Annotated in this window: 22 protein-coding genes; 4 read left to right on the forward strand and 18 right to left on the reverse strand. The window is 67.6% G+C overall.

Annotation, left to right across the window (positions count from 1 at the left end):
* Positions 1-16 precede the first annotated feature (16 nt).
* Positions 17-1,249, reverse strand: coding sequence for a Yip1 family protein (locus PMI14_RS09210; RefSeq protein WP_007853120.1), 1,233 nt, complete (start codon positions 1,247-1,249; stop codon positions 17-19).
* 286 nt (positions 1,250-1,535) lie between these two features.
* On the opposite strand from PMI14_RS09210, the gene PMI14_RS09215 reads away from it, so the two are divergent.
* A complete protein-coding gene (locus tag PMI14_RS09215; RefSeq protein ID WP_007853123.1) occupies positions 1,536-1,826 on the forward strand; it encodes a hypothetical protein in 291 nt (96 codons plus the stop codon).
* A gap of 18 nt (positions 1,827-1,844) precedes the next feature.
* Here the strand turns inward: PMI14_RS09215 and PMI14_RS33460 are convergent, their stop codons facing one another.
* The 9 genes from PMI14_RS33460 to PMI14_RS09260 all read right to left on the reverse strand — a co-directional run bounded on the left by PMI14_RS33460 (position 1,845) and on the right by PMI14_RS09260 (position 8,265).
* Entirely contained in the window at positions 1,845-2,507 is a 663-nt protein-coding gene (locus PMI14_RS33460) for a hypothetical protein (RefSeq protein ID WP_007853126.1), read from the reverse strand.
* Between the two features lie 83 nt (positions 2,508-2,590).
* Entirely contained in the window at positions 2,591-2,878 is a 288-nt protein-coding gene (locus tag PMI14_RS09225) for a hypothetical protein (RefSeq protein ID WP_007853128.1), read from the reverse strand.
* A gap of 210 nt (positions 2,879-3,088) precedes the next feature.
* Positions 3,089-3,607 (reverse strand): hypothetical protein, encoded by a 519-nt coding sequence (locus PMI14_RS09230; RefSeq protein WP_035202986.1) that lies wholly within the window; start codon positions 3,605-3,607, stop codon positions 3,089-3,091.
* Positions 3,608-3,705: 98 nt separating this feature from the next.
* Entirely contained in the window at positions 3,706-4,443 is a 738-nt protein-coding gene (locus PMI14_RS09235) for a 1-acyl-sn-glycerol-3-phosphate acyltransferase (RefSeq protein ID WP_007853138.1), read from the reverse strand.
* 7 nt (positions 4,444-4,450) lie between these two features.
* Positions 4,451-5,749: a dihydroorotase gene (locus PMI14_RS09240; protein WP_007853141.1), complete on the reverse strand. Its 1,299-nt coding sequence runs from the start codon at positions 5,747-5,749 to the stop codon at positions 4,451-4,453.
* Positions 5,746-6,708 (reverse strand): aspartate carbamoyltransferase catalytic subunit, encoded by a 963-nt coding sequence (locus tag PMI14_RS09245; RefSeq protein WP_007853143.1) that lies wholly within the window; start codon positions 6,706-6,708, stop codon positions 5,746-5,748. The genes PMI14_RS09240 and PMI14_RS09245 overlap by 4 nt, the downstream gene beginning before the upstream one ends.
* Before the next feature lie 2 nt (positions 6,709-6,710).
* Positions 6,711-7,250, reverse strand: coding sequence for a bifunctional pyr operon transcriptional regulator/uracil phosphoribosyltransferase PyrR (gene pyrR / locus PMI14_RS09250; RefSeq protein ID WP_007853145.1), 540 nt, complete (start codon positions 7,248-7,250; stop codon positions 6,711-6,713).
* Positions 7,247-7,669: a Holliday junction resolvase RuvX gene (gene ruvX / locus PMI14_RS09255; RefSeq protein WP_007853148.1), complete on the reverse strand. Its 423-nt coding sequence runs from the start codon at positions 7,667-7,669 to the stop codon at positions 7,247-7,249. The genes pyrR and ruvX overlap by 4 nt, the downstream gene beginning before the upstream one ends.
* Positions 7,666-8,265, reverse strand: a complete 600-nt coding sequence (locus tag PMI14_RS09260) for a YqgE/AlgH family protein (protein ID WP_007853150.1) — start codon at positions 8,263-8,265, stop codon at positions 7,666-7,668. The genes ruvX and PMI14_RS09260 overlap by 4 nt, the downstream gene beginning before the upstream one ends.
* 23 nt (positions 8,266-8,288) lie before the next feature.
* Between PMI14_RS09260 and PMI14_RS09265 the strand changes: the two genes are divergently transcribed.
* Positions 8,289-9,752 (forward strand): deoxyribodipyrimidine photo-lyase, encoded by a 1,464-nt coding sequence (locus PMI14_RS09265; RefSeq protein ID WP_007853152.1) that lies wholly within the window; start codon positions 8,289-8,291, stop codon positions 9,750-9,752.
* 30 nt (positions 9,753-9,782) lie between these two features.
* On the opposite strand, the gene PMI14_RS09270 is transcribed toward PMI14_RS09265, so the two are convergent.
* The 7 genes from PMI14_RS09270 to PMI14_RS09300 all read right to left on the reverse strand — a co-directional run bounded on the left by PMI14_RS09270 (position 9,783) and on the right by PMI14_RS09300 (position 21,204).
* Entirely contained in the window at positions 9,783-10,940 is a 1,158-nt protein-coding gene (locus PMI14_RS09270) for a PilT/PilU family type 4a pilus ATPase (RefSeq protein ID WP_007853153.1), read from the reverse strand.
* A 97-nt stretch (positions 10,941-11,037) separates the two neighbouring features.
* Positions 11,038-17,316, reverse strand: a complete 6,279-nt coding sequence (locus tag PMI14_RS09275) for an Hpt domain-containing protein (protein WP_007853155.1) — start codon at positions 17,314-17,316, stop codon at positions 11,038-11,040.
* A gap of 51 nt (positions 17,317-17,367) precedes the next feature.
* Positions 17,368-19,653: a methyl-accepting chemotaxis protein gene (locus PMI14_RS09280; protein WP_007853157.1), complete on the reverse strand. Its 2,286-nt coding sequence runs from the start codon at positions 19,651-19,653 to the stop codon at positions 17,368-17,370.
* Between the two features lie 21 nt (positions 19,654-19,674).
* Entirely contained in the window at positions 19,675-20,202 is a 528-nt protein-coding gene (locus tag PMI14_RS09285; RefSeq protein ID WP_007853159.1) for a chemotaxis protein CheW, read from the reverse strand.
* Positions 20,203-20,217: 15 nt separating this feature from the next.
* Positions 20,218-20,583 (reverse strand): PleD family two-component system response regulator, encoded by a 366-nt coding sequence (locus PMI14_RS09290; RefSeq protein ID WP_007853160.1) that lies wholly within the window; start codon positions 20,581-20,583, stop codon positions 20,218-20,220.
* The gene (locus tag PMI14_RS09295) at positions 20,583-20,981 is read right to left on the reverse strand and encodes a PleD family two-component system response regulator (protein ID WP_005796099.1); all 399 of its coding nucleotides are present in this window, start codon (positions 20,979-20,981) and stop codon (positions 20,583-20,585) included. The genes PMI14_RS09290 and PMI14_RS09295 overlap by 1 nt, the downstream gene beginning before the upstream one ends.
* A 49-nt stretch (positions 20,982-21,030) precedes the next feature.
* Positions 21,031-21,204 (reverse strand): rubredoxin, encoded by a 174-nt coding sequence (locus PMI14_RS09300; protein ID WP_007853166.1) that lies wholly within the window; start codon positions 21,202-21,204, stop codon positions 21,031-21,033.
* 94 nt (positions 21,205-21,298) lie between these two features.
* On the opposite strand from PMI14_RS09300, the gene PMI14_RS09305 reads away from it, so the two are divergent.
* The gene (locus tag PMI14_RS09305; RefSeq protein ID WP_007853169.1) at positions 21,299-22,249 is read left to right on the forward strand and encodes a bifunctional hydroxymethylpyrimidine kinase/phosphomethylpyrimidine kinase; all 951 of its coding nucleotides are present in this window, start codon (positions 21,299-21,301) and stop codon (positions 22,247-22,249) included.
* A complete protein-coding gene (gene hemL, locus PMI14_RS09310) occupies positions 22,233-23,543 on the forward strand; it encodes a glutamate-1-semialdehyde 2,1-aminomutase (protein ID WP_007853171.1) in 1,311 nt (436 codons plus the stop codon). Before PMI14_RS09305 ends, hemL begins: the two co-directional genes overlap by 17 nt.
* A gap of 4 nt (positions 23,544-23,547) precedes the next feature.
* Here hemL and PMI14_RS09315 read toward each other — a convergent pair whose 3' ends face one another.
* Positions 23,548-24,333: an IclR family transcriptional regulator C-terminal domain-containing protein gene (locus tag PMI14_RS09315; RefSeq protein ID WP_007853174.1), complete on the reverse strand. Its 786-nt coding sequence runs from the start codon at positions 24,331-24,333 to the stop codon at positions 23,548-23,550.
* Positions 24,334-24,426 lie beyond the last annotated feature (93 nt).

Here is a 24,426-nt window from a genome sequence, read left to right on the forward strand (position 1 = left end):
TGCCCCAGTGATGGCCTTAGCCCTTGGGCTTGCGCTGCAAGGCTTCCAGGGCATTGAGGTCCACCTGAGAGAGCATGCCGCGCAGGTCCTGCACGCCCACGCGGTCGCCCTCGATGCCGACCACCAGGCCGTTCTTGAGCACGGTCTTGAACTCGGCGCGGCTGCCGTCCTTCTGGTAGCTCTGGTGCAGGGTGCGGCCGTTTTCCTGCCAGGTCTTCTCGGCGCTGCTCTGGTCTTCCTTCTCGCCTTGGCCCATGCCCATGGCCAGGGCCGCCATCTGGCCCAGGCCGCCGATGTCGATGATCTCGATGCGCACGCGCTTGTCGCCGCTGCCATAGGAGGCACTGGCCTGGCTGGTGGGCAGGCCCAGGGCCGCGCCGTCCTGCACGTCAAAACCCGTACGTGGCAAGCCAGGCAGTTGCTCGGGCAGCGCGGCCTTGAGCGACTGGGCCGCCACGGCCTGGCCGCCACCCATCATGCCGGCGGCAGCCGCCACGGCACCGCTGTTGGCCGCTGCAATGGCGGCAGGGTCCTGGCTCTTCTGGGCCTTTTCCATCTGGCGTGCGGCCTCTTCCATCTTCTTGCTCGCGGCTTCGAGGCCGGCAGTGTCGATGGTGACCTTGCCGCCAGGCGTGTTCACCGAGATCGCAGGCGCATCGGCACCGCTGAACATGGCGCCACCGCGGGGCATGAACAGCGAGCTGACGGCCGCGATGACGATGCCGACTACGATGCCCGCGACGATCACCACGGCGGTGTAGGCGATCGACTTGTCAGGGTTGCTGCGCATCAGCACCGGCAGGCCCAGGTAGACCAGGTAGATGGAGTACAGGGCCGCGACAAAGCCCAGCATGGCCAGGGCCGGCAGCAGGCTGAAGATGCCGCCCAGCAAGGCCGCCGTGCTGCCGTAGACCGCGACCTTGAGCGCCTGGATGGAGTTCTTCTGGCCGCCGAAGGTGGGGGCCAGGGCATCGATGATGAGGCCCAGCACGAACACGCCCACCAGGCTCAGCACGTACGAGATCACCATGTTGGCCAGACCCGACAGGATGGGCACGCGCACGGTGAAGCCGAAGCCACCAAAACCCACCAGCGACATGCCGATGAAACCGCAGACGGCCGGGATGATCGCCAGGATCATCAGGTACTGGGTGTACAGCCCCGCCACATCGGCCGGCTCGGCATCGATGGTGGCCCAGGCCTCCTGGGGTTTGAGAAGAATGCTCTTGACGCGTTCGATCAGGTTCATGGTCGTGCCCTCCCGGCAGTGTGAGTGGAGCCTTGCGCCCCCGGTATAGGATGCAGGCAGGCTTTCAACTGGTGCGGACGATAAGGCAATTGGGAGCACTTGCACGCAGGTGCACAAACCCGTGGCGCCGCAAATGTGGAATATGCACGGTTTCGGGCGGGCAGGCTACTCCGGCTGTCTGGCAGTAGCACGCACGGCAACGGGACGGCAGGCGCTGCGCTGAACGCTATGATGGCACCGAATATCCGCCCGGCAGTCCCGCGCAAGGCGGCCCATGGAGCGCGCCATGAAATTCAGCCATGACACGGATGGAAAGCTGGTTCCGACCGAAGTATTGGCACTGCAAGCCTGCGTTGCCGATTTGGAACAACAGCTTGACGACCGGCCCCTGGCAACGCGGGCCGGTGATATCGCCCACCTGAAATCGGCGCTGTCCCTGCAGTCGGGCCCAGGGCTGACCGACGAAGACAACCGCGTACTGGCGCTGTACCAGGAAGGCGTTCTCGATTTTCGCCATGTGTTCGATCACTTCGAGCAGCGGCTGGTGGCTGTGATGGCGGGTGTCCATGGAGAATGAACGCCCGGCAGTGTTCAGTCAGCCCTCGGGCCGGCTGCGAAAATCGAGCACGGCTTGGTAGCCCGGCTGGTAGCGTGCACGCCGCACCTCATTGGCAATGGCACGGTGCACTGGCTTGTTCTGCCGGGCCAGCACGAGCCAGGTGGCCTTGATGGCCGGCGCCGAGCGCACCGGGTCGCTCGCCATCTGCTCCACACGCTGCCAGAAGCGGGCCCCGGCCCGCAGCCGCACAAAGCGGACCATGTGCCAGAACTCCCTGCGCACCAGCCGCCCCAGGTAGTCCAGTGCCACCTCTTCGAGGAGTTGCAGGTCATCACGGGTCAGCACGGTGCGCTTGAAACGGTGCCACACCACCTGCTTGTGGTAACCCGACCGGTGGTACCACGGGTCGGCCTGCAGGAACGCCAGAGCGCACCCCACATCGGGGCTGCTGCCATCGATGAACTGCTCCCACGCCAACTCCCCACCCGGAAAGAACAGGTCGCCGTACGCACCATGAAAATCGGTGCACGCGTCCTGCCACTGCTTGCAGGCCGCCGCCGAGGCCGAATGCTGTGCGTAGGTTTCGCCGATGAGGGCATGCAACGCACGCAACCGGGCCGCATGCGCGTGCATGGTCTGGACGAGATCGCTCAACGGCACGGCAGGCTCCATGAAAGCCTGCGGAAAGAAGTGGGGCATGGCGCCACTGTACTGGCGCAGAAGCTGGTGGCAAGTCCGCCTGCTGAAACACGGCTCCCCGGATGCACAGGTGTGCGACTACCTCACCCCTGCACAGGCGGCGCAGCCACCGGCTCGCGCGGTGTCTCGGAAGGCGACTGGGAGGGCGGCGGCTCGGGCGTTTGGGCCGGGGTCTGGCTGGGTGGCGGCGCAGGGGTCTGCTGCGGGGTGGTGCTGGTCGATGGCACCGGGGGCTGGTAGGGGGTGGATGCGGGGGGAACCGCCGGCCGCAGCCCGGGCACGATGGCGGGCGTGTTGACGCCTTGGGCCACGGCGGCCACGGAGCTGAGGGTCAGGACCGTCCACACGCCCAGTTGTTGAATGAATCGCATAGAGGGTGCCTCCGTCATCATCAAGGATGGGGCCAGTGTCGCGCGGGAGGGGCTGGTTGCAAGTCGGACAACTGCGCTAATTGATCGATGCGGGGATGGCGATCCAAGGGGGTTTTGCACGAGCTGCCCAATGGTGCTGCCGCATTGACGAAACGGCATCCGGCACGATTCGGATGCGAGCCGTTGGAGGCTGGCTGTCCCAGGCCCGTTCTAATCCCAACGAAACTCCTTGAACGCCAAGTTGATTTCCAAGTCGAACCAGTCATCGACAACCACCAGTGGAGGGAGCTTCAAGGGCACGATCCGGCCCGCCAAGGCCCGCACATAGGCCAGATAGTCTTCCGAAAATCGGCTGCCCGCGATAAAAATCACGGTGCCAGAGCACCGGTTGATATTTCCCTCTGGGCCTGCAAAGAAGACGTAGGAGATGGCGGGAAACAAGGGCACGCCGCAATCCCCACCTCCCTCACCCGAGTAGACCTGGGCAGGCGGTGGGACATCAGATTTGAGCAGCTCTAACAATCTGTAGCGGGCAGCGAAGCCTGACCAACCCTGGGGTTCCTTGATGTCATCGGTGGCCTCCGACGCGACGACCTGGGCCACGAAGATGAAGCTTGCATCCGCCACGCGTTCCTGCGTTGAAACGGAACTGCTGCAGGAGCATGCGCGCGCACCTCCGGCAAGGCCCAGCATCAGCACTGCGAGCAGTGCCAGTTGCCGGAAGAACAAGGGGGAGCGGGCAGTGAAGCGACTCAAGAGCGAAAGTTTAGCCAGCGGACCGGCCCTGCACAAGCTCGGCTTGCCAGCGAAGGCGCAGCGCCCCGCCCTCAACTGCGCCGCAACCGATCCACCGCAGCTTGCAAATCCTGCGTGAACACCCGCCGGTCCCGCCCCGCAGGCAGTTGCGGCTCACCATAGTGCACCACGGCCTCGATGGCCGGGGCGCTCAGGGTGCGCCAGATGGAGCCGACCAGGGTCTCGTCGCCGATGTAGCTGGGGGCGAAGCTCAGGTCGCCGGTGGTGCGGTCGACGAAGCGCAGGCCCACGGGTTGCACGGGGGCGTTGGCGGCCACGGCGGCCTGGATCAGGTTGGCGTGGAAGGGCAGGATCTCGCGGCCGTCGCCGGTGGTGCCTTCGGGGAACACGCCGAGCACCTCGCCGCGCTCCAGCGACTCCTGCATGGTGTGCACCATGCGCAGGGCATCGCGGCGCGAGGCGCGTTCGATGTACAGGGTACCGGCGGCAGTCGCCAGGCCGCCGATGAGCGGCCAGGCCTTGACGTCGGACTTGGAGACGAAGCGGCAGTGGCGGGCCGCATGCATCACGGGGATGTCGAGCCAGGAGATGTGGTTGGCCACCAGCATGACCGGGCCGGTGACCGGCGGCTGTCCCTGCAGGCGCAGCGAGATGCCGGCCTTGGCCAGCAGCTCCATGGACCAGGCCTGCACGCGGGCGTGCTGCTGGTCGGGCGAGAGCGCGGGAAAGCGCAGCGCCACGATGGCCATGCCCTTGAGGATATGGCCCAGCATGCGCCACAGGCGCCAGACAGCGCGCAGGGCCTTCATGGCGTGGTCAACCGCCGCGGTCGAAGGCGACCTGCCCGCCGACCAGGGTGGTGCGCACGCGGCCGGGCAGCTCGTAGCCCAGGAAGGGCGTGTGCTTGCCCTGGCTGCGCAGGGCGCCGCCCTGCACCGTCCAGGCGGCCGCGGGGTCGAAGATGCACAGGTCGCCCACGCCGCCCTCGACGATCTTGCCCACGCTGGCCTGCAGGGTGCCCAGGGCGCCGCCGAGCACGCGCGCGGGTTCGCTGGTGACGACCGCCAGCGCGCGCTGCAGCGGCACGCCGCTGTCCTGCGACCACTTGAGGGCCAGGGAAAGCAGCAGCTCCAGGCCGGTGGCGCCGGGTTCGGCCTCGGCAAACGGCAGGGTCTTGGCATCTTCGTCCACGGGGGTGTGGTCGGAGACGAGCACGTCGATGGTGCCGTCGGCCAAGGCGGCATTCAAGGCGTCGCGGTCGCGCTGCTGGCGCAGCGGGGGCGACAGGCGGGCGCGGCTGTCGAAGAAGCCGATGTCCACGTCGGTCAGGTGCAGCGAGTTGATGCTCACGTCGGCCGTGACCTTCAGGCCCTCGGCCTTGGCGCGGCGAATCAGCTCCACGCCGGCGGCGCTGCTGATGCGGCACAGGTGCACGTGCGCGCCGGTGCTACGCTGCAGCTCGAAGATGGTGTGCAGGGCAATGGTCTCAGCCGCCACGGGCACACCCGAGAGGCCCAGGCGCGTGGCCAGCGGGCCACTGGCGGCCACGCCCTTGCCCAGGTGCAGCTCCTGCGGGCGCAGCCATACGGTGTAGCCGAAGGTGGCTGCGTATTGCAGCGCGCGCTGCGTGACCTGGGTGCTGGCCAGCGGCACCTCGGCCTGGCTGAAGCCGACGCAGCCGGATTCGGTGAGTTCGGCCATTTCGGTGAGCACTTCGCCGGCCAGGTTGCGCGTGAGCGCGCCCAGCGGGAACAGGCGGCTCTGGTGCAGCTTCTCGGCGCGGAACTTGAGCATCTCCACCAGGCCGGGCTCGTCGAGCACGGGGTCGGTGTCGGGAGGGCAGACCAGGCTGGTCACGCCACCGGCCACGGCGGCGGCCATTTCGGACTCGAGCATGCCTTCGTGCTCGTGGCCGGGCTCGCGCAGGCGCGCGGCCAGGTCCACCAGCCCGGGCAGCACGTAGCAGCCGGCGGCGTCGATCACGCGGTTGGGCGCAAAGTCGGGCGGCACGCGGTTGATGCCGACGATGCGGCCTGCGGCCAACGCAATGCTGCAGGTCTGATCAAGGCCGGAAGCGGGGTCGATCACCCGGCCGTTCTGGATGAGTATCTTCATGCTTCATTCCCTGCGACGATGGACATGACGGCCATGCGCACCGCAATACCGAAGGTCACCTGGGGCAGGATCACGCTTTGCTGGCCATCGACCACGGCGGAGTCGATCTCCACGCCGCGGTTGATCGGGCCGGGGTGCATGACGATGGCGTCGGGCTTGGCCAGCTGCAGCTTTTCCTGCGTCAGGCCGAAGCTCTTGAAGTACTCCTGGCTCGACGGCAGCAGCGCGCCGCTCATGCGCTCGTTCTGCAGGCGCAGGGTGATCACCACGTCGGCGTCCTTGATGCCTTCTTCGAGCGTATGGCACACGCGCACGCCCATCTGCGACATGTCGGACGGCACCAGGGTGCGCGGGCCCACCACGCGCACCTCGGCGCAGCCCAGGGTGGTCAGGCCGTGGATGTCCGAGCGCGCCACGCGCGAGTGCAGCACGTCGCCCACGATGGCCACCGTGAGGTTGCTGAAGTCCTTCTTGTAGTGGCGAATGGTGTACATGTCCAGCAGCCCCTGCGTGGGGTGGGCATGCCGGCCGTCGCCCGCGTTGATCACGTGCACGTGGGGTGCCACGTGCTGGGCAATGAGGTAGGGAGCGCCCGACTCGCTGTGCCGCACCACGAACAGGTCGGCCGCCATGGCCGAGAGGTTGGCGATGGTGTCGAGCAGCGACTCGCCCTTGCTGGCCGAGCTGCGCGCGATGTCGAGGTTGATGACGTCGGCCGACAGGCGCTTGGCCGCGATCTCGAAGGTGGTGCGGGTGCGCGTGCTGTTCTCGAAGAAGAGGTTGAACACGCTCTTGCCGCGCAAGAGGGGCACCTTCTTGACCTCGCGGTCGCTGACGCTCACGAAGTTGGCGGCGGTATCGAGGATGTGCGTGACGATGTCGCGCGGCAGGCCCTCGATGGACAGCAGGTGGACCAGCTCGCCGTGGCTGTTGAGTTGGGGGTTGCGCTTGTGCAGCACGGTCAGGCCTCCCGGGCTTGGTGGACTTGGAATTGGAAAGCACCTTGCTCGTCGCGCGCCAGGGCCAGCGATTGCGTGGCCGGCAGCGCCACGCGCGCCGCCGCGAACTCGGCGTGCACCGGCAGCTCGCGCCCGCCGCGGTCCACCAGCACGGCCAGGCGCACGCTGGCGGGGCGGCCGTAGTCGAACAGCTCGTTGAGCACGGCGCGGATGGTGCGACCGGTGTACAGCACGTCGTCGAGCACGATGATGTCGGCACCGTTGACGTCGAACGGCAGCGCGGTCTGCGCGCCGGCCGCGAGGCCGCGCTGGGCGAAGTCGTCGCGGTGCATCACCGACGAAAGCACGCCGGGGGCGCCATCGAGCCCCAGGTCCTTCTGCAGACGCTCGGCCAACCAGGCGCCGCCCGAGGCGATGCCCGCCAGGTGGGTGCCGCCCGGGTTGTTCATCATGCTGCGCACGCCGCGCAGCAGCTCGCGGTACAGGGCCTCGGCATCGAGCACCAGGCTGCCTGACGGTGAAGAGGTGGTAGGCGTCGTCATGGGAGATTCCTCAAAAACTGTTCCAGGATGATGCAGGCCGAGGCGGCGTCGGCATCCTTGGCGCCACCGGCGATGGCCTCGGTGGTGCTGTAGCGCTCGTCGACCTCGAACACCGGCAGGCCGAAGCGGCCACGCAACTGGCGCCCGAACTTCAGGGCGCGCTCGGTGTTCTCGTGGCTCGCGCCATCGGGGTGGTAGGGCACGCCGATCACCAGGGCGTCGGGCTGCCACTCCTTGATGCGCTGGGCCACCTGCACGAAGCGGGCGTCTGCGCCCTCGGCCTTGATGGTCTCCTGCGGGCTGGCGCTGCGCAGCATGCGGTTGCCCGTGGCCACGCCCGTGCGCTTGGTGCCGAAATCAAAAGCAAGAAAGGTCTGGAAATGCGCAGGAACGGCAGGCTGAACGGGCAAGCCGGTCATGCGTGCCCCGCCTCGGGCGAGAGCATCCAGGCCTGCAGGCCCAAGAGGGCCAGTGCGCGGTCGTAACGCTCAGTCACGGGGGTGTCGAAAATCACCGACAGGTCGGCCGCCACGGTGAGCCAGGCGTTCTCGGCCAGTTCCGATTCGAGCTGGCCCTCGCCCCAGGACGAGTAGCCCAGGGTGATGAGCACGCGGCGCGGGCCGGCGCCGGTGGACAGGGCCTCGAGTACGTCTTTGGAGGTGGTCATCTCCAGGCCGCCGGGGATGGTCATGGTGGAGGCGTACGCCGATTCCTCGGTCTCGGCACTGTCCATGAGCATGGGTTCGTGCAGCACGAAGCCGCGCTCGGTCTGCACCGGGCCGCCCGAGAAGACGGGGGCGGCGCGCAGGTCCTCGCGGCGCAGGGACAGGTCGACCTTGTCGAACAGGCCCTTCAGGGTGATGTCGGTGGGCTTGTTGATGATGAGCCCCAGCGCGCCACGCTCGCTGTGCTCGCACAGGTAGACCACACTGCGCGCGAAAGACGCATCCTCCAGACCGGGCATCGCGATCAGGAAGTGATGCGTCAGGTTGATGGGCGCAGAATCGATAGACATATCTCGCAATTTTAACGGTGAACATGGAGCCCTCTTATTCCACCGGTCTCGTCTGGTTCCGGCGCGACCTGCGCGCCAGCGACCACGCGGCCCTCTACCACGCGCTGACCGAGTGCCGCAAAGTGCACTGCGCCTTCGTTTTCGACACGGAAATCCTCGATCCGCTGCCCAAAAAGGACCGGCGCGTGGAGTTCATCCGCGCATCGCTGGCCGAGCTCGACGAGCGCCTGCGCACCCTGTCGGGCCACGCCACCGGGGGTCTGATCGTGCTGCACGCGGTGGCCAGCGATGCCATCCCCGCCCTGGCGGTGGAACTGGGGGTGGACGCCGTGTTCACCAACCACGACGACGAGCCCCAGGCCCTGGCGCGCGACAGCCGGGTGCGCACGCGGCTGGCAGCGGCCGGGCGGGCGTTTCACACCTACAAGGACCACACGGTCTTCGAGCGCGGCGAGGTGCTGACCCAGACCGGCAAGCCCTACAGCGTGTTCACGCCGTACAAGAACGCCTGGCTCAGGAAGGTGGATGCCTTCTACCTCAAGGGCTACCCCGTGGAGCGCCACGCCCACCGCCTGGCGCCCCGGCCCAAGGCGCACGGGCACGCGGTGCCCCCGCTCGCGGCCCTGGGGTTCGAGCCGGCGGGGATGGCCCTGCCGGCGGGTGAAAGCGGGGCGCAGGCGCTGTTCGAGGACTTCCAGCAGCGCATCGGCCGCTACGAGGATGCGCGCAATTTCCCGGCCGTGAAGGGGCCGAGCTACCTGAGCGTGCACCTGCGCTTTGGCACCATCTCGCCGCGCCTGCTGGCACGCACGGCGCACGGCCTGGCGATCAAGGGCAACCAGGGTGCCGCCACCTGGCTCAGCGAGCTGGTCTGGCGCGATTTCTACCACCAGATCCTGGCGCACCACCCGCATGTGGTGGAGCACAGCTTCAAGCCGGCCTATGACGCCATCGCGTGGGAGAGCGGCCCCGAGGCCCAGGAACTGTTCGCGGCCTGGTGCGAGGGCCGCACGGGCTACCCGCTGGTGGATGCGGCCATGGCCCAAATCAACCAGACGGGCTACATGCACAACCGGCTGCGCATGGTGGTGGCCAGCTTTCTGGTGAAGGACCTGGGCATCGACTGGCGCTGGGGGGAGGCGTACTTCGCCACCCACCTCAACGACTTCGATCTGGCAGCCAACAACGGCGGCTGGCAGTGGGCCAGCTCCAGCGGCTGCGACGCGCAGCCCTACTTTCGCATCTTCAACCCGGTGAGCCAGAGCGAGAAGTTCGACGCCCGGGGCCAGTTCATCCGCAAGTACCTGCCGCAGCTGGCCACCCTGCCCGACGCCGCCCTGCACGCGCCCTGGAAGGCCAAGCCGCTGGAGTTGCAGGCAGCCGGCGTGGTGCTGGGCAGCACCTACCCGCACCCCATCGTGGACCACGACGAGGCACGCCAGCGCACGCTGGAACGCTATGCGGTGGTGAAGGCGGCGGCGGACTGAGGGTGCGGGGCCTGGCCCCGCTGGGCAGGGTCAGAACCGCGAAATGGGGTCGCGCGGCTTCTCGGCCATCTGCATGCCGCCATCGTCGATGGCCAGCCCGTTGCCGGACGCCAGGCGCAGGCGCAAGGTGACGTCGGTGCGGTTGTCGGCATTGGCCACGGCCTCGGCGGGGGTGATGGCGCCGGCCTCCACCAGGGCCAGCAGCGACTGGTCGAAGCTGCCCATGCCCTGCTCGGTGCCGCGGATGATGGCGGTCTTGAGCTCGTCGACCTGGCCCTTCTGGATCAGGTCGGCGACAAAGGGGGTGAGCAACATGACCTCAGTGGCGGGCACCAGGGTGCCCTTGACGCTCTTGATCAGGCGCTGGGCGATCACGGCCTTCAAGCTCAGCGACAGGTCCATCAGCAGCTGCTGGTGGGCCGTCTCGGGAAAGAAGTTGAGGATGCGCTGCACCGACTGGCTGGCGTTGTGCGCGTGCAGGGTGGACACGCACAGGTGGCCCGACTGCGCGTAGTGCAGCGCATGTTGCATGGTGGCGCGGTCGCGGATCTCGCCGATCAGGATCACGCTGGGCGCCTCGCGCATGGCGCGGCGCAGGGCCTCATCGTAGGACAGGGTATCGAGGCCCACCTCGCGCTGGGTCACCAGGGATTTCTTGTGGTTGTGCAGGTACTCGATCGGGTCCTCGATGGTGAGGATGTGCCCGTTGGCGTGCTCGTTGCGGTGGTCCAGCATGGCCGCGAGCGTGGTGGTCTTGCCGGAGCCGGCGGCGCCCACGGTGAGGATCAGCCCGCCGTTGAGGAACGCCAGCTGCTTGAGCACCGGCGGCAGGCCCAACTGGTCGAGTTGCGGAATGTTGGACACCACGTGCCGCACCACGATGCCGACCTGCCCGCGCTGCATGTGGATGTTGAAACGAAAGCGCTCGCCATCGGGCGTGGTGTACGAGAGGTCGCACTCCATGGTGGCCTCGAACTCCTCGCGCTGCGCCTTGCGCATCACCGAGTAGGCCATCATGCGGATGTCGTCGGCGCCCATGACCTGGCGCGAAATGGGCACGTACAGGCCCTGGCGCTTGACCGTGGGCGAGGCGCCCGCAAGCAGGAACAGGTCGGACGCGCCTTCGCGCGCCACAAGGGCCAGACAGGCCAGCAACCGGCTGTCGCCGGCAGGTGAAGTCGACTCCATCGGTACCTCAGGTCAGGCAGACAGACACGAAAAAGCCGCAGGTCCCCACAAACACCAACGCCTGCACCGGTGAGGGATGCAGGCGTCGGGTGGTTTGTCAGGCCTCTGCGGCAGCGGCGATGCGGGCGTAGTGCTGGATCAGGCTGAGCAGCTCTTCGTCCGAGTAAGGTTTGCCCAGGTAGTGGTTCACCCCGAGCTCCATGGCGTGCTCGCGGTGCTTTTCGGCGATCCGCGAGGTGATCATGATGATGGGCAGGTCGCGCAGGGCGCCGTCGGCGCGGATGTTGCGCGCCAGGTCGAAGCCGTCCATGCGCGGCATTTCGATGTCCGACAGCACCACCGTGGGGCGCTCGTCCTGCAGCCGCTCCAGCGCCTGCAGGCCATCGGCCGCCAAGGCCACGCGATAACCTTCGCGCTGCAGCAAGCGCTGCGTGACGCGGCGCACGGTGATGGAATCGTCCACCACCAGGATCAACGGCACCTGGCTGACGCCCGAGGGCAGCGGCGCCACGGCCGCGCCCTTGGCGTCCACCCGGTCGTTGACCATCGGCAGCTCGGCGCTGGCGCTACGCACCTGGTCGCCGTACACCGTGGACAGGGCCACCGGGTTGTAGATCAGCACCACGGCACCCGAGGCCAGCACGGACATGCCGGCCAGGCCGGGCAGGCGCGACAGCTGCGGCCCGAGGTTCTTCACCACCACTTCCTGGTTGCCCAGCACTTCGTCCACGTGCATGGCGATGCGCTGCGAGGCGCTTCGGAAGACCACCACGGGGCGCGTCTTGCCGACCGATTCATGGCTGCGGGCAGACGACTGCAGCAACGCACCAGCCCAGAAGAACGGCAATTGCTCCAGGCCGTCGTCGAAGTGGCCGGCCTTGTAGGCTTCCTGCAGGTCGGCCACCGAGGTGCGGCGCACGATTTCCACCAGGTTGGCGGGCACGCCGATGGACAGGTCGCCGGCACGCAGCATCACCACCTGCGTCACGGCCGTGGTCAGCGGCAGCACCATGCGGAAGGCGGCACCCTTGCCGGTTTCGGTGGTGGTCTCGATGCGGCCACCCAGGGCGTTGATTTCCGAGCGCACCACGTCCATGCCGATACCGCGGCCAGCCAGGCCGGTGACTTCGCTGGCGGTACTGAAACCGGGCGTGAAGATCAGGTTGGCGGCGTCGCCATCGCTGAGCTCCAGGCCAGGCTCGATCAGGCCCTGGGCGATGGCTTTCTCGCGGATGCGCGGCAGGTTCAGGCCGGCACCGTCGTCGCGGAACTCGACCGACACGTCGTTGCCTTCGTGGTGCAGATCCACGGTGATGGTGCCCGATGCCGGCTTGCCGGCGGCCACGCGGGCCTCGGGGTTCTCGATGCCGTGGGCCACGCAATTGCGCAGCAAGTGCTCGAAGGCGGGCGTCATGCGGTCCAGCACGCCGCGGTCCATTTCAATGGAGCCGCCGGTGATATCCAGCTTGATCTGCTTGCCGGTTTCCTTGGAGGCCTGGCGCACCACGGCGTACAGGCGCTCGGCAATGCCTTCGAACTCCACCATGCGGGTGCGCAGCAGGTCGCGCTGCAGTTCGCGTGCCTGGCGGCCCTGGGCGATCAGGTCGTCTTCGGCGCCTTCCATGGTGCGCTGCAGGTTGCGCTGCACGGTGGCCACGTCGTTGACCGACTCGGCCATCATGCGCGTGAGTTCCTGCACGCGGGTGAAGCGGTCGAACTCCAGCGGATCGAAGCCGGCCGCCGAGTCCTTGGACAGGGCCAGGCGCGACTGCATCTGCGATTCGGCCTGCACTTCGATGTCGCGCAGTTGCAGGCGCAGGCGGTCCAGGTTGCCCGACAGGTCGGTCAGCGAGGAGCGGAACTGCGACAGGCGCACGTCCAGGCGCGAGCGGCTGATCATGACCTCGCCGGCCTGGTTGACCAGGCGGTCGAGCAGCTGGGCACGCACGCGCACCGACTGGTTGGCCGCCACGCGCAGCGGGGCCAGTTGCGAGGCTGCGGGCAGGCGCACGGCCGGGGCCGCGAGGGCGGCTGGCCGCTCCACCGGGGCGACAGCAGCAGCAGTAGCGGGTGCCTCGGCCACAGGGGCTTCGGCACGGGCTGGCACGGGCAGCGCGACGACGGCATCTGCCGGACCCTGGGTGCCGATGGCGCTCAGGGCGGCGAAATTGGCCTGCAGGCCGTCGAAGTTGGCCTGCAGCGGCTCGATCTCGGCGCTGGTGACGGTTTCCACATCGAGCTGCTCGATGGCGGATTCCAGGCGGTGGGCCATTTCACCCAGGCGCATGGCGCCAGCCAGGCGCGAGCTGCCCTTGAGCGTGTGCAGGGCGCGCAGCACTTCGCTGCGGGCACCCAGGTTGTCGGGGCGCGAGGCCCACTGGCGCAGGGCGCCGCCGAGCTGGGGCAGCAGTTCCTGGGCCTCTTCCTCGAAGATCGGGAAGAGGTCGGGGTCGATCACGTCGATGGCGTCGATGTCGTCGTCGATGTCGGACGAGAGCTCCACGGCGCGGGCGATGGCGTCGTCCACCTCCTGCTCATGCTCGTAGCCGTGGTCGTCGTGCACCACGGGCGACAGCGCGGGCGCCACATGGCCCGTGGGCACCACCACCGGCGCCACGACAGGCTCGGGCTCCGGCTCGGGCTCCGGCTCGGGCTCCGGCTCCGGCTCGGGTTGGGGCTCTGGTTCGGGCTCGGCCACGGCCTCGATGCCCACCTCGGCATCCTCTTCCTCGGGGGAGAGTGTGTTGTCGACCTCGGTCTCGAGGATCAGGCGCAGCGCGGCCAACACCTCCTGGCTCGGCTCCTTGAGGAAGCCGGCAGCGAACTGGTGCAGCAGGCGGCGGATGTCTTCGGCCGAGTCCAAGAAGACCTGGGCCTGCTCCTTGGTGCCGCGCGTCTGCAGCTGCACATGCTGCAGCGCATGCTCGAGCACGCGGGACAGATCGGACAGTGCGGTGAAGCCCACGGTGGCGGAACTGCCCGCCAGCGAATGCGCCAGCGCCACGGCCGTGTCCGGCAGGGGCTCGTGCAGTTCCAGCGACCATTCCTGCAGGCAGGTGGCCAGGCGGCGCGACCATTCGTCGGCTTCGTTGAGGTAGACGTTGTACAGCGGGATGCCGATGCGCAGCGTCTCGATGACCTTGACCGCTTCGTCGAAGGAGGCCTCTTCGGCCACGGGAGCCGGCGCCGGGGTGACCGCTGGCGCCACGGGGCTGGCTGCGACGTCGGGCAACACCTCGGGCAGCACTTCGGGCAGGGACTGCGGCAGCTCTTCGGCGGGCGCAACAGGCTCGGGAACCACGGCCAGCAGAGCTTCGGGCTCGGGCTGTGCGGGGGCCGGGGCGCCGGCGTCGAGCAGTTGGTCGTCGAGCTGGAATTCGAACGGCACATCGGACGCGGCCGCCACCACGGGCTCGGGCACGGGTGCCGGCGCGGGTTCTGCCGCGATCTCGAAGGTGTCGAGCATCGGCAGGTCGAAGTCGACCCCGGCAGGCGCTGCCGCGACCGGCTCGGCCACCACGGGGAGCTCGATGGCAGGCTGCGTTTGAGGGGTGTCGGGCACCTGGGCGACCGCCTCGGCAAACACCGCGAAATCGATCTCTTCGGTGACCGTGGAGCTGGTGTCGGGCACTTCCTTGGGGGCCTCGACCGCGATGATCTCGGGCTCCAGGGCGTCCTCGGGGACTTCGGTGGAGACGAAGTCGGCGTGGACGATTTCCTCTTCCTCCAGCGGCAGTTCCACGGCCTCGGGCACAGGCTCGGAGAGGGCCGGCACATCGATCAGCTCGGGCACGGGCGCGAAGTCTTCCACCGCCTGGGGCACGGCCTCGGGCAGTTCGGCGGGCACGTCGATCAGCTGCGGCACCTCGGCGGCGGGCTCAGGAGCGGGCGCAGCAGCCGGCTCGGCGGCGGTCGAGGTCAGGGACAGCAGGGTGCCATCCTGGCGCATGGCTTCCGCGGCCTTGCGGAAGGCCTCGGGTTGCCAGTGCGTGGGGCTGCCCGAGGCCAGGCTGTCCGCCCAGTCGCCAAAGGCATGCAGGGTGTCGGTGGACAGCTGCAGCAGCGGCCCCTTCATGGGCTTTTGCTCGGCCAGCCAGGCATTGAGCACCTGCTCCATCGACCAGGCGGCTTCGCCGAAGTCGTTGAGGCCGACCATGCGCGAGCTGCCCTTCAGGGTGTGGAAGGCACGGCGCAGCGTGGTCTGCTCGCTCAGCTCGCCCGGCTCGTTGCGCAGGGTGGCGATGGCGGTCAGGCCGGTGGCGACGACTTCGCGCGCTTCCTCGAGGAAGATCTCGAGCAGTTCGTCCTCGACCGCGACCGGGGGACGCACCACCGGTCCCGACACGGCGGGAACCGGTGCGGCCGGGGGCGCCACGGGGGCCGCGCCCAAGTGGCCAAAGCCGATGTCGGGGGCCAGTTGCTCGACCGGCGCGGGCGCGGGGGCCGGCTCCGCGAATTCGCCGGGAAGGGGCGAGAAATCGGTGGGCGCGCTTTCGGGCTCTTCGACCGGGAAGCGCGGTACCACGTCGGGCAGCGGAATAGCGGCGCGCTCTTCGAGCTTGGCGGGCGTGACTTCCTGGGTGTTGTCGGTGGCGCGCGAACGGGTGCGGCCGGTGAGGATGCGCAGCTCGCCCTGCTCCTCGTCGTAGACGAAGAGCTTGCGTGCCATGGCACGCTGGTAGCTCAGCATGTCGATCAGGAAGCCCAGAGCCCCCATGCTGCTGCCCAGCTTTTCGAAGGCGGGCTGGCGCTCTTCCTCGGGGATGTCGTTGATCAGCAGGCGGTCGACGGTGTCGCGCATGCGCACAACGGCCAGCGAAGCCTGGTCCAGACCCAGCACCGACAGCACGCCGCGCATCTGCGCCATGTGGCCCGGCACGGGGGCCAGCACCGCGGTGTCCTTGGGGTCGCGGAAGAACAGGTCCAGCGACTTTTCGGCCTCGGCCAGGGTGGCGCGCAGTTCGTCCACCACGCTGCCCATGGTCTGGTTGTCGCTGACACGGCGGTACAGCTCTTCCATCCAGGCTTCCAGGGGCTCGGGCTCGGCACCGGCGCCCACGGCGGCCAGCCGCTCGGACAGGCGGGCGGCGCGCTCGGCCATCTGGTCTTCGGCGGCGTCGAGTTCCTCGAACGCGGCCTGCAGGTACAGCACCGAGGTGGCCACTTCCATGGCCAGCGCGGCCGATGGCGGTTCACCGGACTTGGTGGTGGCGTCCATCACCTGCGTGAGTGCCGTGGCCAGTTGCTCGCTGCCCGGGCTGAGCTTGCGCAGAGAGTCGCAGACCAGGCTGAACTGGTCGGCGGCGGGCTTGATCTTGTTGCGGTCACCGCCGGCCAGGGCCGACCAGGTTTCGGTGGCGGCGGCAATGCGCTTTCGGGCCTGGGCCAGCACGGCCGGGTCGAACCGGCCGAAGCGCGCGGTGTCGTAGTCCACGGGCTTGAAGCGGTCCAGGCTGAAGGCATGGCGCACCGTCATCAGCGCGGGGAACTTGGCTGCCGCGCCCTCTGGCACGGTGGTCTGCGAGCAGAAGAACAGCAGGTCCTGTACCAGGCGGTCGGCGATGGTCTGATCGCCCTTGGCCAGGGTGGCGTACTGCATGAGCACGCGCGAGGCCACGCGCTTCACGTACACGTCGGGCGGCAGCAGGCCGCCGGCAAAGGCCTCGAAGAAGGCGGCGCAGATCTTCCAGAACGCACGCGACTGGCGGTCCTGCTGGGCAGACACGAAGCCCAGGCAGGTTTCGTACATGGCGCGGGCGGCCTTGAGGTCGCCCGACTTGACGATGCGCAGCACGGCCGCGTCCAGCTGGCCGCGCGCCTGGGGTCCGTACGGCAGGGGTTCCGCGGGGATGGTGACCTCGGGCTCACGGAAGCGCCGCTCCACGGGCCACAGGTCGGCCGGGTGCACGCGCTCGGCGCCGGCCAGGGCCTGGGCATCGCGGTATTGGGGGAACAGGGCCACGGCCGAGACGGACTTGCCGGCCAGCACGCTTTCCAGGAACTCGATCAGGCCGAAGCTGGCCTTCTCGATGGTGTTCGTGGCCTCGTCGGTGCACAGCTCGGGGCGCTGCACGAAGCGCTGTACTGCAGCCTCCATGGCGCGCAGCACAAGCGCTGGCGGGCCCATGCCCACCATTTCGAGCGCACCGCTGGCCTGGTGCAGCTGCTGGCGTGCGATGCGCAGGGCACCGGCGTCGAGCGCGGCCAGATCGGATTCGTTGGCGGTTTCCACGTCGCGCACGAAGCGGCGCATGGACTTGACGGCACCGCCCAGAGATTTGCGCAGTTCGTCGAGCACCCAAGCCAAAGGACCCAGGTCCTGATCTCCCTGGGTCCAGTCTGCGGCCGGTGCATTTTTGACATCAATAGATGGCATGGGTTCGTCCCCGGCTGCAATGAGCCAGCTGGTTGATGACTACGGATCGCCTCAGGCGATCTTGAAACGGGCGACAGACTGGCGCAGTTCTTCGGCCATGTGCGACAGTTCGCGCACCTGCTGGGCCGTCGTGCGGGTACCTTCTCCGGTCTGCTCCGTCACGGCAAAAATGTGCTGGATGTTGTCGGCCACTTCGTTGGCCAGAACGGCTTCGCGGGAGGTCGAGGACGAGATCTGTTCGATCAGCTCGGCAAGGCGGCGCGACACGCGGTCAATCTCGGTCAGTGCGGTACCTGCGCTGTCGGACAGCCGGGCCCCTTCCACCACACCCTGCGTGGAGCGCTCCATAGCGGCCACGGCATCCTGGGTGTCGGTCTGAATGGCTTTCACGAGCGCCGAAATCTGGCGCGTGGCGTCTGCAGAACGTTCAGCAAGGCGCTGCACTTCTTCGGCCACCACCGAGAAGCCGCGGCCGGCTTCACCAGCGGATGCGGCCTGGATGGCGGCGTTCAGGGCCAGCACGTTCGTCTGTTCGGTAATGTCGGAAATCAGCTCGGTGATTTCACCGATCTCCTGCGAGGATTCGCCCAGGCGCTTGATGCGCTTGGAGGTGTCCTGGATCTGGTCGCGGATGGAGTTCATACCGCCGATGGCGTTCTGCACGGCCTGCAGACCGGAATCGGCCGCTTGCAGCGATTGGCGGGCCACAGTGGCCGACTCTTGCGCCTGCGTGGACACTTCGTTGATTCGGCTCGCCATGTCGAGCACCGAGCGGCCGGTTTCGCGAATTTCGCGCAGCTGCTCGGTCGAAGCGGCCAGCAGTTCGGTCGAGGTGGAGTCCACCTGCGCCGTCGTCTGGGCCACGCGGGTCGCCGTGTTCTGCACGCTGCCCACCAGCTGGCGCAGTTCTTCCACCGTATAGTTCACCGAGTCGGCGATGGCGCCGGTGATGTCCTCGGTCACGGTGGCTTCCTGGGTCAGATCGCCTTCAGCGACCGACTGCAGTTCGTTCATCAAACGCAAAATGGCGGCCTGGTTGGCGTCGTTGACGCGCTTGGCTTCCTGTTCCTGGCGCTTGGCGTCCTTCTGTTGCGATTCGGCAGCGGTCTGGCGGCCACGGCTGTCCAGCAGCTGGACGCGCGAAATGCCGATACCGCACAGCAGCACGAACAGGCCGGCAAGGCCCAGGGCCGCGATCTGGCCGGCACCCAGGCCAGTCTGTGCGGACAGCTTGCTCTGCAGGCCTTCGAGCTGGCGGCGCAGCGGTTCGCTGTCGGCAATGATGGCGGACTGTGCTTCACGGGCGGACACCAGGCCTTGCAGGTTGCCCAGAATGGCGCTGGCCTGCGTGCGGGTCTGTTCGTACAGCTTCACGAGGCCGTCGAGCTGCTCGCGGGTCTGTGCGTCCTTGGTGGCGCCAAGGCGCAGTTCGGGGCTGCCATCGAGCAGGCCCTGGGCGATTTCCTTGAACGAGTTCAAGTCCTTGCCAAGCAGGAACACGGCCTCGGGGCTCACGCCTTCCATGGTCTGGAATTCGTTGGCGGACTTGCCGATGCGCTGCGTCAGCATCACGAGCTGGCCGGCGGCCGAGATCTCGGCGGCGGGAGCGTTCTGCTGCAGCTTGAGCGAGGACACCGTTTCGGCGATTTCGAGCAGGTCGGACGACTGGCGGTTGATGGTGCGCAGAGCGTCGCCCACCTGGGTCAGGATCTTTTGCTGGCCCATCACCACGCCGGCGTTGCGCTCGGCGCGCTCCATCAGCGGCGTCACGGCGTCCAGGTCGGGCTTGTAGGGCTCGCCCAGCGATTGCACGCCCAGCTCGGCGTCACCAGCGGTCAGGGCGCGCACGTTGCGCGCCAGCACGCCCGAGCTTTCCACCACGTCGGGGAAGGCCTGTGGGCTACCCACCAGGGCCTGCGACACCGACTTGGCCAGACGCTGCGACTGCATCAGGGACTGGCCGGTAGACGCCAGCTGCTGTGCGGAGCGGTCCGCCTGCACCAGCACCCAGTAGGCAATGCCGCCCAGCACCACCACACCAACGGCCAGCAGGGCCAGCAGGCGGCGCTGGTGGCCGGCGGCGGTGGAGGTACCCAGCACCGGCAGGGAGATCAGGTCGTCGTCGCTATCGGGTTCGGAGAGCTCGGGGGCATAGCCACCGGGATCGCCCTGCACGCTGTTCATCGCGTCGCTCTGGTACTCGCGCAGCGCGGCTGCCTCGAGCGAACCGGTCCCCAGTGCGTCCTGGCCGTCATCGGCCGCAGCGTTGCCCGCTGCGGCGTCCGGCGCACCGGGCTTCCGGTTGAACAGTTTTCCAAATTGATTGACGACGGACATGGTGCAGCCTTACAGAAAAACTCAAGCACTGATGCTCAGGAAAGCGGGATGTTGGGACAGGATTTGCAGATTGAGCTCCTGCCAGCGCGCACCACCTGCATCGATGTAGGTGGTGCCGAAGAATGCGGGAGATTCCGGCGCAGGGGGTTCGGACGACACGAAGGACTCCGTACCACGCAGGCCGGCCAGCTTGTCCACCAGCAGCGCGGCGTTCACTTCGAGCGCGGCGTTGAAGGCCAGCAGGCTGGACTCGGACAGGGCTTGCTCGGTGCGCGTGACCGTGGTGCCCAGCATGCCGGCGAGGTCGGCCACGCCGACCAGTCCGCCACGCAGGTTGGCGACACCGAGGAACCAGCTTTGCGTGTACGGCACGGGCTGGACGGTGACCCAGGGGAAAATCTCGCCCGATTGGGCGAGAGGCAGAAGGTAGTACTGTCCTGCTGTCTCGACAGCCAGCCAGGACGATACGGACAAGCCTTCCGATCTGGCGGCCTGGAGGCGGCTGGCCAGTCGGACTTGTAGCTCGCGGAGGGCTTCGCGGTTGGCCATGAACGCGCCGCTGCCTCAGTTCAGCGCGTCAATCTTGGCCTGCAGCTCGGCGGGATCCACCGGCTTGGTGATGTAGCCGCGCGCACCCTGGCGCATACCCCAGACCCGGTCGGTCTCCTGGTTCTTGCTGGTGCACATGATGATGGGCACGTCGGCGTACAGCGGATCACGGGTGATGGCACGCGTGAGCTGGAAGCCGTTCTGGCCAGGCATCACCACGTCCATGAGGATCAGGTCGGGCTTGTCTTCGGCCAGGCGGCGGAAGGCTTCTTCGGCGTTCTCGGCCGTGCGCACCTGCATGCCTTTTTTCTGCAGCAGGTCCGTCAGAAACATCAACTCGGTCTTCGAATCGTCGACGACCAGAACTTTCTGGATGGGCATTACATCGCTCCTTGTTGGGAATTGCCGAATTGCTGCACAGCCTGCAGCAACTGGTCTTTGGTAAACGGTTTGGTGAGATATTCCTGGCAGCCGACCATGCGCCCGCGCGCCTTGTCGAATACGCCGTCCTTGGAGGACAGCATCACCACCGGTGTATCTGCGAAACGGGCGTTGCGCTTGATGATCGCGCAGGTCTGGTACCCGTCGAGCTTGGGCATGAGAATGTCACAGAAAATCAGCTGAGGCTGGTAATCGTTCACTTTCGCCAAAGCATCAAAGCCGTCGTCTGCCAACAAGACTTCGTGCCCCCCCTGCTTGAGAAAAATCTCGGCGCTTCGGCGGATGGTATTGCTGTCATCCACCACGAGCACTTTGAAAGATGCGCCTGTTGTAGTCAATTGCTAATGCTCCCGATGGAAAAATAAACAGCGCGGCAGGAGCCGCGCATCAAATCTGAACCATCTCGAAATCTTCCTTGCGGGCGCCACATTCCGGACAGGTCCAATTCATGGGCACCTGGTCCCAGGGAGTGTTGGGGGCGATGCCGTGCTCGGGCGCACCCTCTGCCTCGTCATAAATCCACCCGCAAATCAAACACATCCACGTTTTAGAGTCGGTCACAGCTTAAAGGGCCTTCACATAGAATGCAACGATTGTATCTAGTCATCTCCCCGGGCTGCGGCTTCCTTGCCACCCCCTATGCTGCCACTGGCCCATGACCTCATCTGCACTCCCCCCCTCCGACATCGGTGACGCCGACGACGCATCCGGCGAAGAAGCCAGCCCGGCCTGCGTGCTGGTTTTCAACGCCAGCGACCCCAGCGGCGCCGGCGGCCTGACGGCCGACATCACCACCATCGCATCCGTCGGCGGCCACCCCATCGCGGTGGTCACAGGCGCCTACGCACGTGATACGGCGCAGATATTCGACCATTTCAGCTTCGATGACGAGGCCGTCTCAGAGCAGGCCCGGGCGGTGCTCGAGGACATGCCGGTGCAGGCCATCAAGGTGGGTTTCGTGGGCAGCCCCGAGAACATCAGCGCCATCGCCGAAATAACCACGGACTATGACGAGGTGCCGGTGATAGCGTACATGCCCAACCTGTCCTGGTGGACGGATGAGCAGATCGACGAGTACTTGGACGCCTTCCGCGAGTTGTTGTTACCGCAGACTTCAGTGTTGGTTGGAAACCACAGCACGCTGTGGCGCTGGCTGCTGCCGGACTGGAAAAGCGACCGCAGCCCGACCGCGCGCGACATCGCCCGGGCCGCCTCGGAGATGGGCGTGCCCTACACCCTGGTCACTGGCATCCCCCTGCCCGAGCAGTTCGTGGAGAACGTGCTGGCCTCGCCGCAGACGGTGCTGGGCAGCGGCAAGTTCGAGCTCTTCGACGCCACCTTCTCGGGCGCGGGCGACACGCTGTCGGCGGCGCTCACGGCCCTGGTGGCCAGCGGCAACGACCTGGGCGAGGCCACCAGCGAGGCGCTGGGCTACCTGGACCGCTGCCTGGACGCCGGCTTTCGCCCCGGCATGGGCCACATCGTGCCCGACCGCATGTTCTGGGCCCAACCCGAGGACGAGGACGGAGAAGACGAAGAACAGACCCTGGACGAGACCAACGCCCTCGAAGGTTTCGTGATGCCCCCCCATGACACAAAGCACTGACCTCAACATCCCCCTGTTCGAACGCGCCAAGGCGCTCATCCCCGGCGGCGTGAACTCGCCCGTGCGGGCCTTCAAGGCCGTGGGCGGCACGCCGCGCTTCGTCAAGCGCGCCCAGGGCGCCTACTTCTGGGACGCCAACGACCAGCGCTTCATCGACTACATCGGCTCCTGGGGCCCGATGATCCTCGGACACGGCCACCCCGCCGTGCTCGAGGCGGTGCAGAAGGCGGCCCTGGAGGGCTTCAGCTTCGGCGCGCCGACCGAGCGCGAGGTGGAGCTGGCCGAGGAGATCATCGGCCTGGTGCCCTCGATGGAGATGATCCGCCTGGTCAGCTCGGGCACCGAGGCCGGCATGAGCGCCATCCGCCTGGCGCGCGGCGCCACGGGCCGCAGCAAGATCATCAAGTTCAACGGCTGCTACCACGGCCATGCCGATGCGCTGCTGGTCAAGGCCGGCTCGGGCCTGGCCACCTTCGGCAATGCCACCAGCGCGGGCGTGCCGCCCGAGGTGGTACAGCACACCCTGGTGCTCGAATACAACGACATCGCCCAGCTCGAAGAGGCCTTCGCGCTGCACGGCAAGGAACTGGCCTGCCTGATGATCGAGCCGATCGCGGGCAACATGAACTTCGTGCGCGCGAGCGTGCCCTTCATGCAGCGCTGCCGCGAGCTGTGCACCGAATACGGTGCGCTGCTGGTGCTCGACGAGGTGATGACCGGTTTCCGCGTGGGCCTGACCAGCGCCCAGGGGGTGTACGCGAAGAGCATCCCCGGCTTCAAGCCCGACCTCACCGTGCTGGGCAAGGTGATCGGCGGCGGCATGCCGCTGGCGGCCTTTGGCGGGCCGCGCGCCATCATGGAGCATCTGGCGCCCATCGGCGCGGTGTACCAGGCGGGCACGCTGTCGGGCAACCCGGTGGCCACTGCCTGCGGCCTGGCCACGCTGCGCGAGATCACCAAGCCCGGCTTCTTCGACGCCCTGTCGGCCCGCACGCAGTCCTTGGTGGATGGCCTCAAGGCCGCCGCCGCGGCCGAGGGCGTGCCCTTTTGCGCCGACAGCGAGGGCGGCATGTTCGGCTTCTTCCTCTTGCCCACGCTGCCCCAGAGCTACCCCGAGGTGCTGACCACCGACAGCGCCCGCTTCAACCAGCTGTTCCATGGGCTGCTGGACCGCGGTATCTATATAGCGCCGGCGCTGTACGAGGCCGGCTTCGTGAGCTCGGCCCACAGCGAAGAGGACATCGCCGCCACGGTGGCGGCCGCGCGCGAAGTGTTCAAGACATTGGCGAAGTAAGCACCTACAGCAGGCCGCGCAGCTCGCGGGCTGCCTCCTGCAACAACGGCAACATCTCGCGCTGCAGGCTGCCCTCGTCCAGCTGCTTGGGCGAGGCCACCACATTGAGCGCCGCCACGGTCTGCCCCTGCAGGTTGCGCAGGGGCACGGCCAGGGCGTGCACGCCCAGTTCGTGCTCTTCCACCGCCAGGCACCAGTCGTCGCGGCGCGCGCGGGCGATGGCCTGGCGCAGCGGGCCGACCTGGGTCAGGGTGTGGGGCGTGAGCCGCTGCAGCGTGGCGCCCTTGAGCCAGGCCGTGAGCTCAGGTGCCGCCAGCGCCGCCAGCAGCACCCGCCCGGTGGACGTGGGGTGCGCCGGCAGCCGCGCACCCAGGTGCAGGCCATAGGCCAGCACCCGGGACGGAGCCCCGTAGACGCCGCTGCGCGCCACGATCACCACCTCGCTGCCATCGAGCACCACCGCCGAGAAGGACTGCTGGGTCTGCGCGGCCAGGCGGTTGAGCGTGGGCTGCAGCACGCGCGGCAGCCGGGCCGAGGCCAGGTAGCTGCCCGAAAAGCGCAGCACCTTGGGCGCCAGCCAGAAGTAGCTGCCATCGCTCTCCAGGTAACCCAGGTGCGCCAGTGTGAGCAAATGCCGGCGCGCCGCCGCCCGCGTGAGCCCCGTGCGCTGCGCTGCCAGCGTGGCATTGAGGCGCTGGCGCTCGGTGTCGAAGCTCTCCAGCACGGCCATGCCCTTGGCCATGCCCTCGATGAGGTCAGCCTTGGCGATGGGGGTGGCGCTGGGGGTCATGGTCGGTAAAGCGGTCGGCTCGGCAAGGATTGCGCGATGATCGCACAAAGCGTCCACACATCGCACGCAACCGGCCGGGCGGCATCCCGCGTT

The organism is Acidovorax sp. CF316 (assembly GCF_000276605.1).
In the GTDB taxonomy this organism is placed as follows: domain Bacteria; phylum Pseudomonadota; class Gammaproteobacteria; order Burkholderiales; family Burkholderiaceae_C; genus Acidovorax.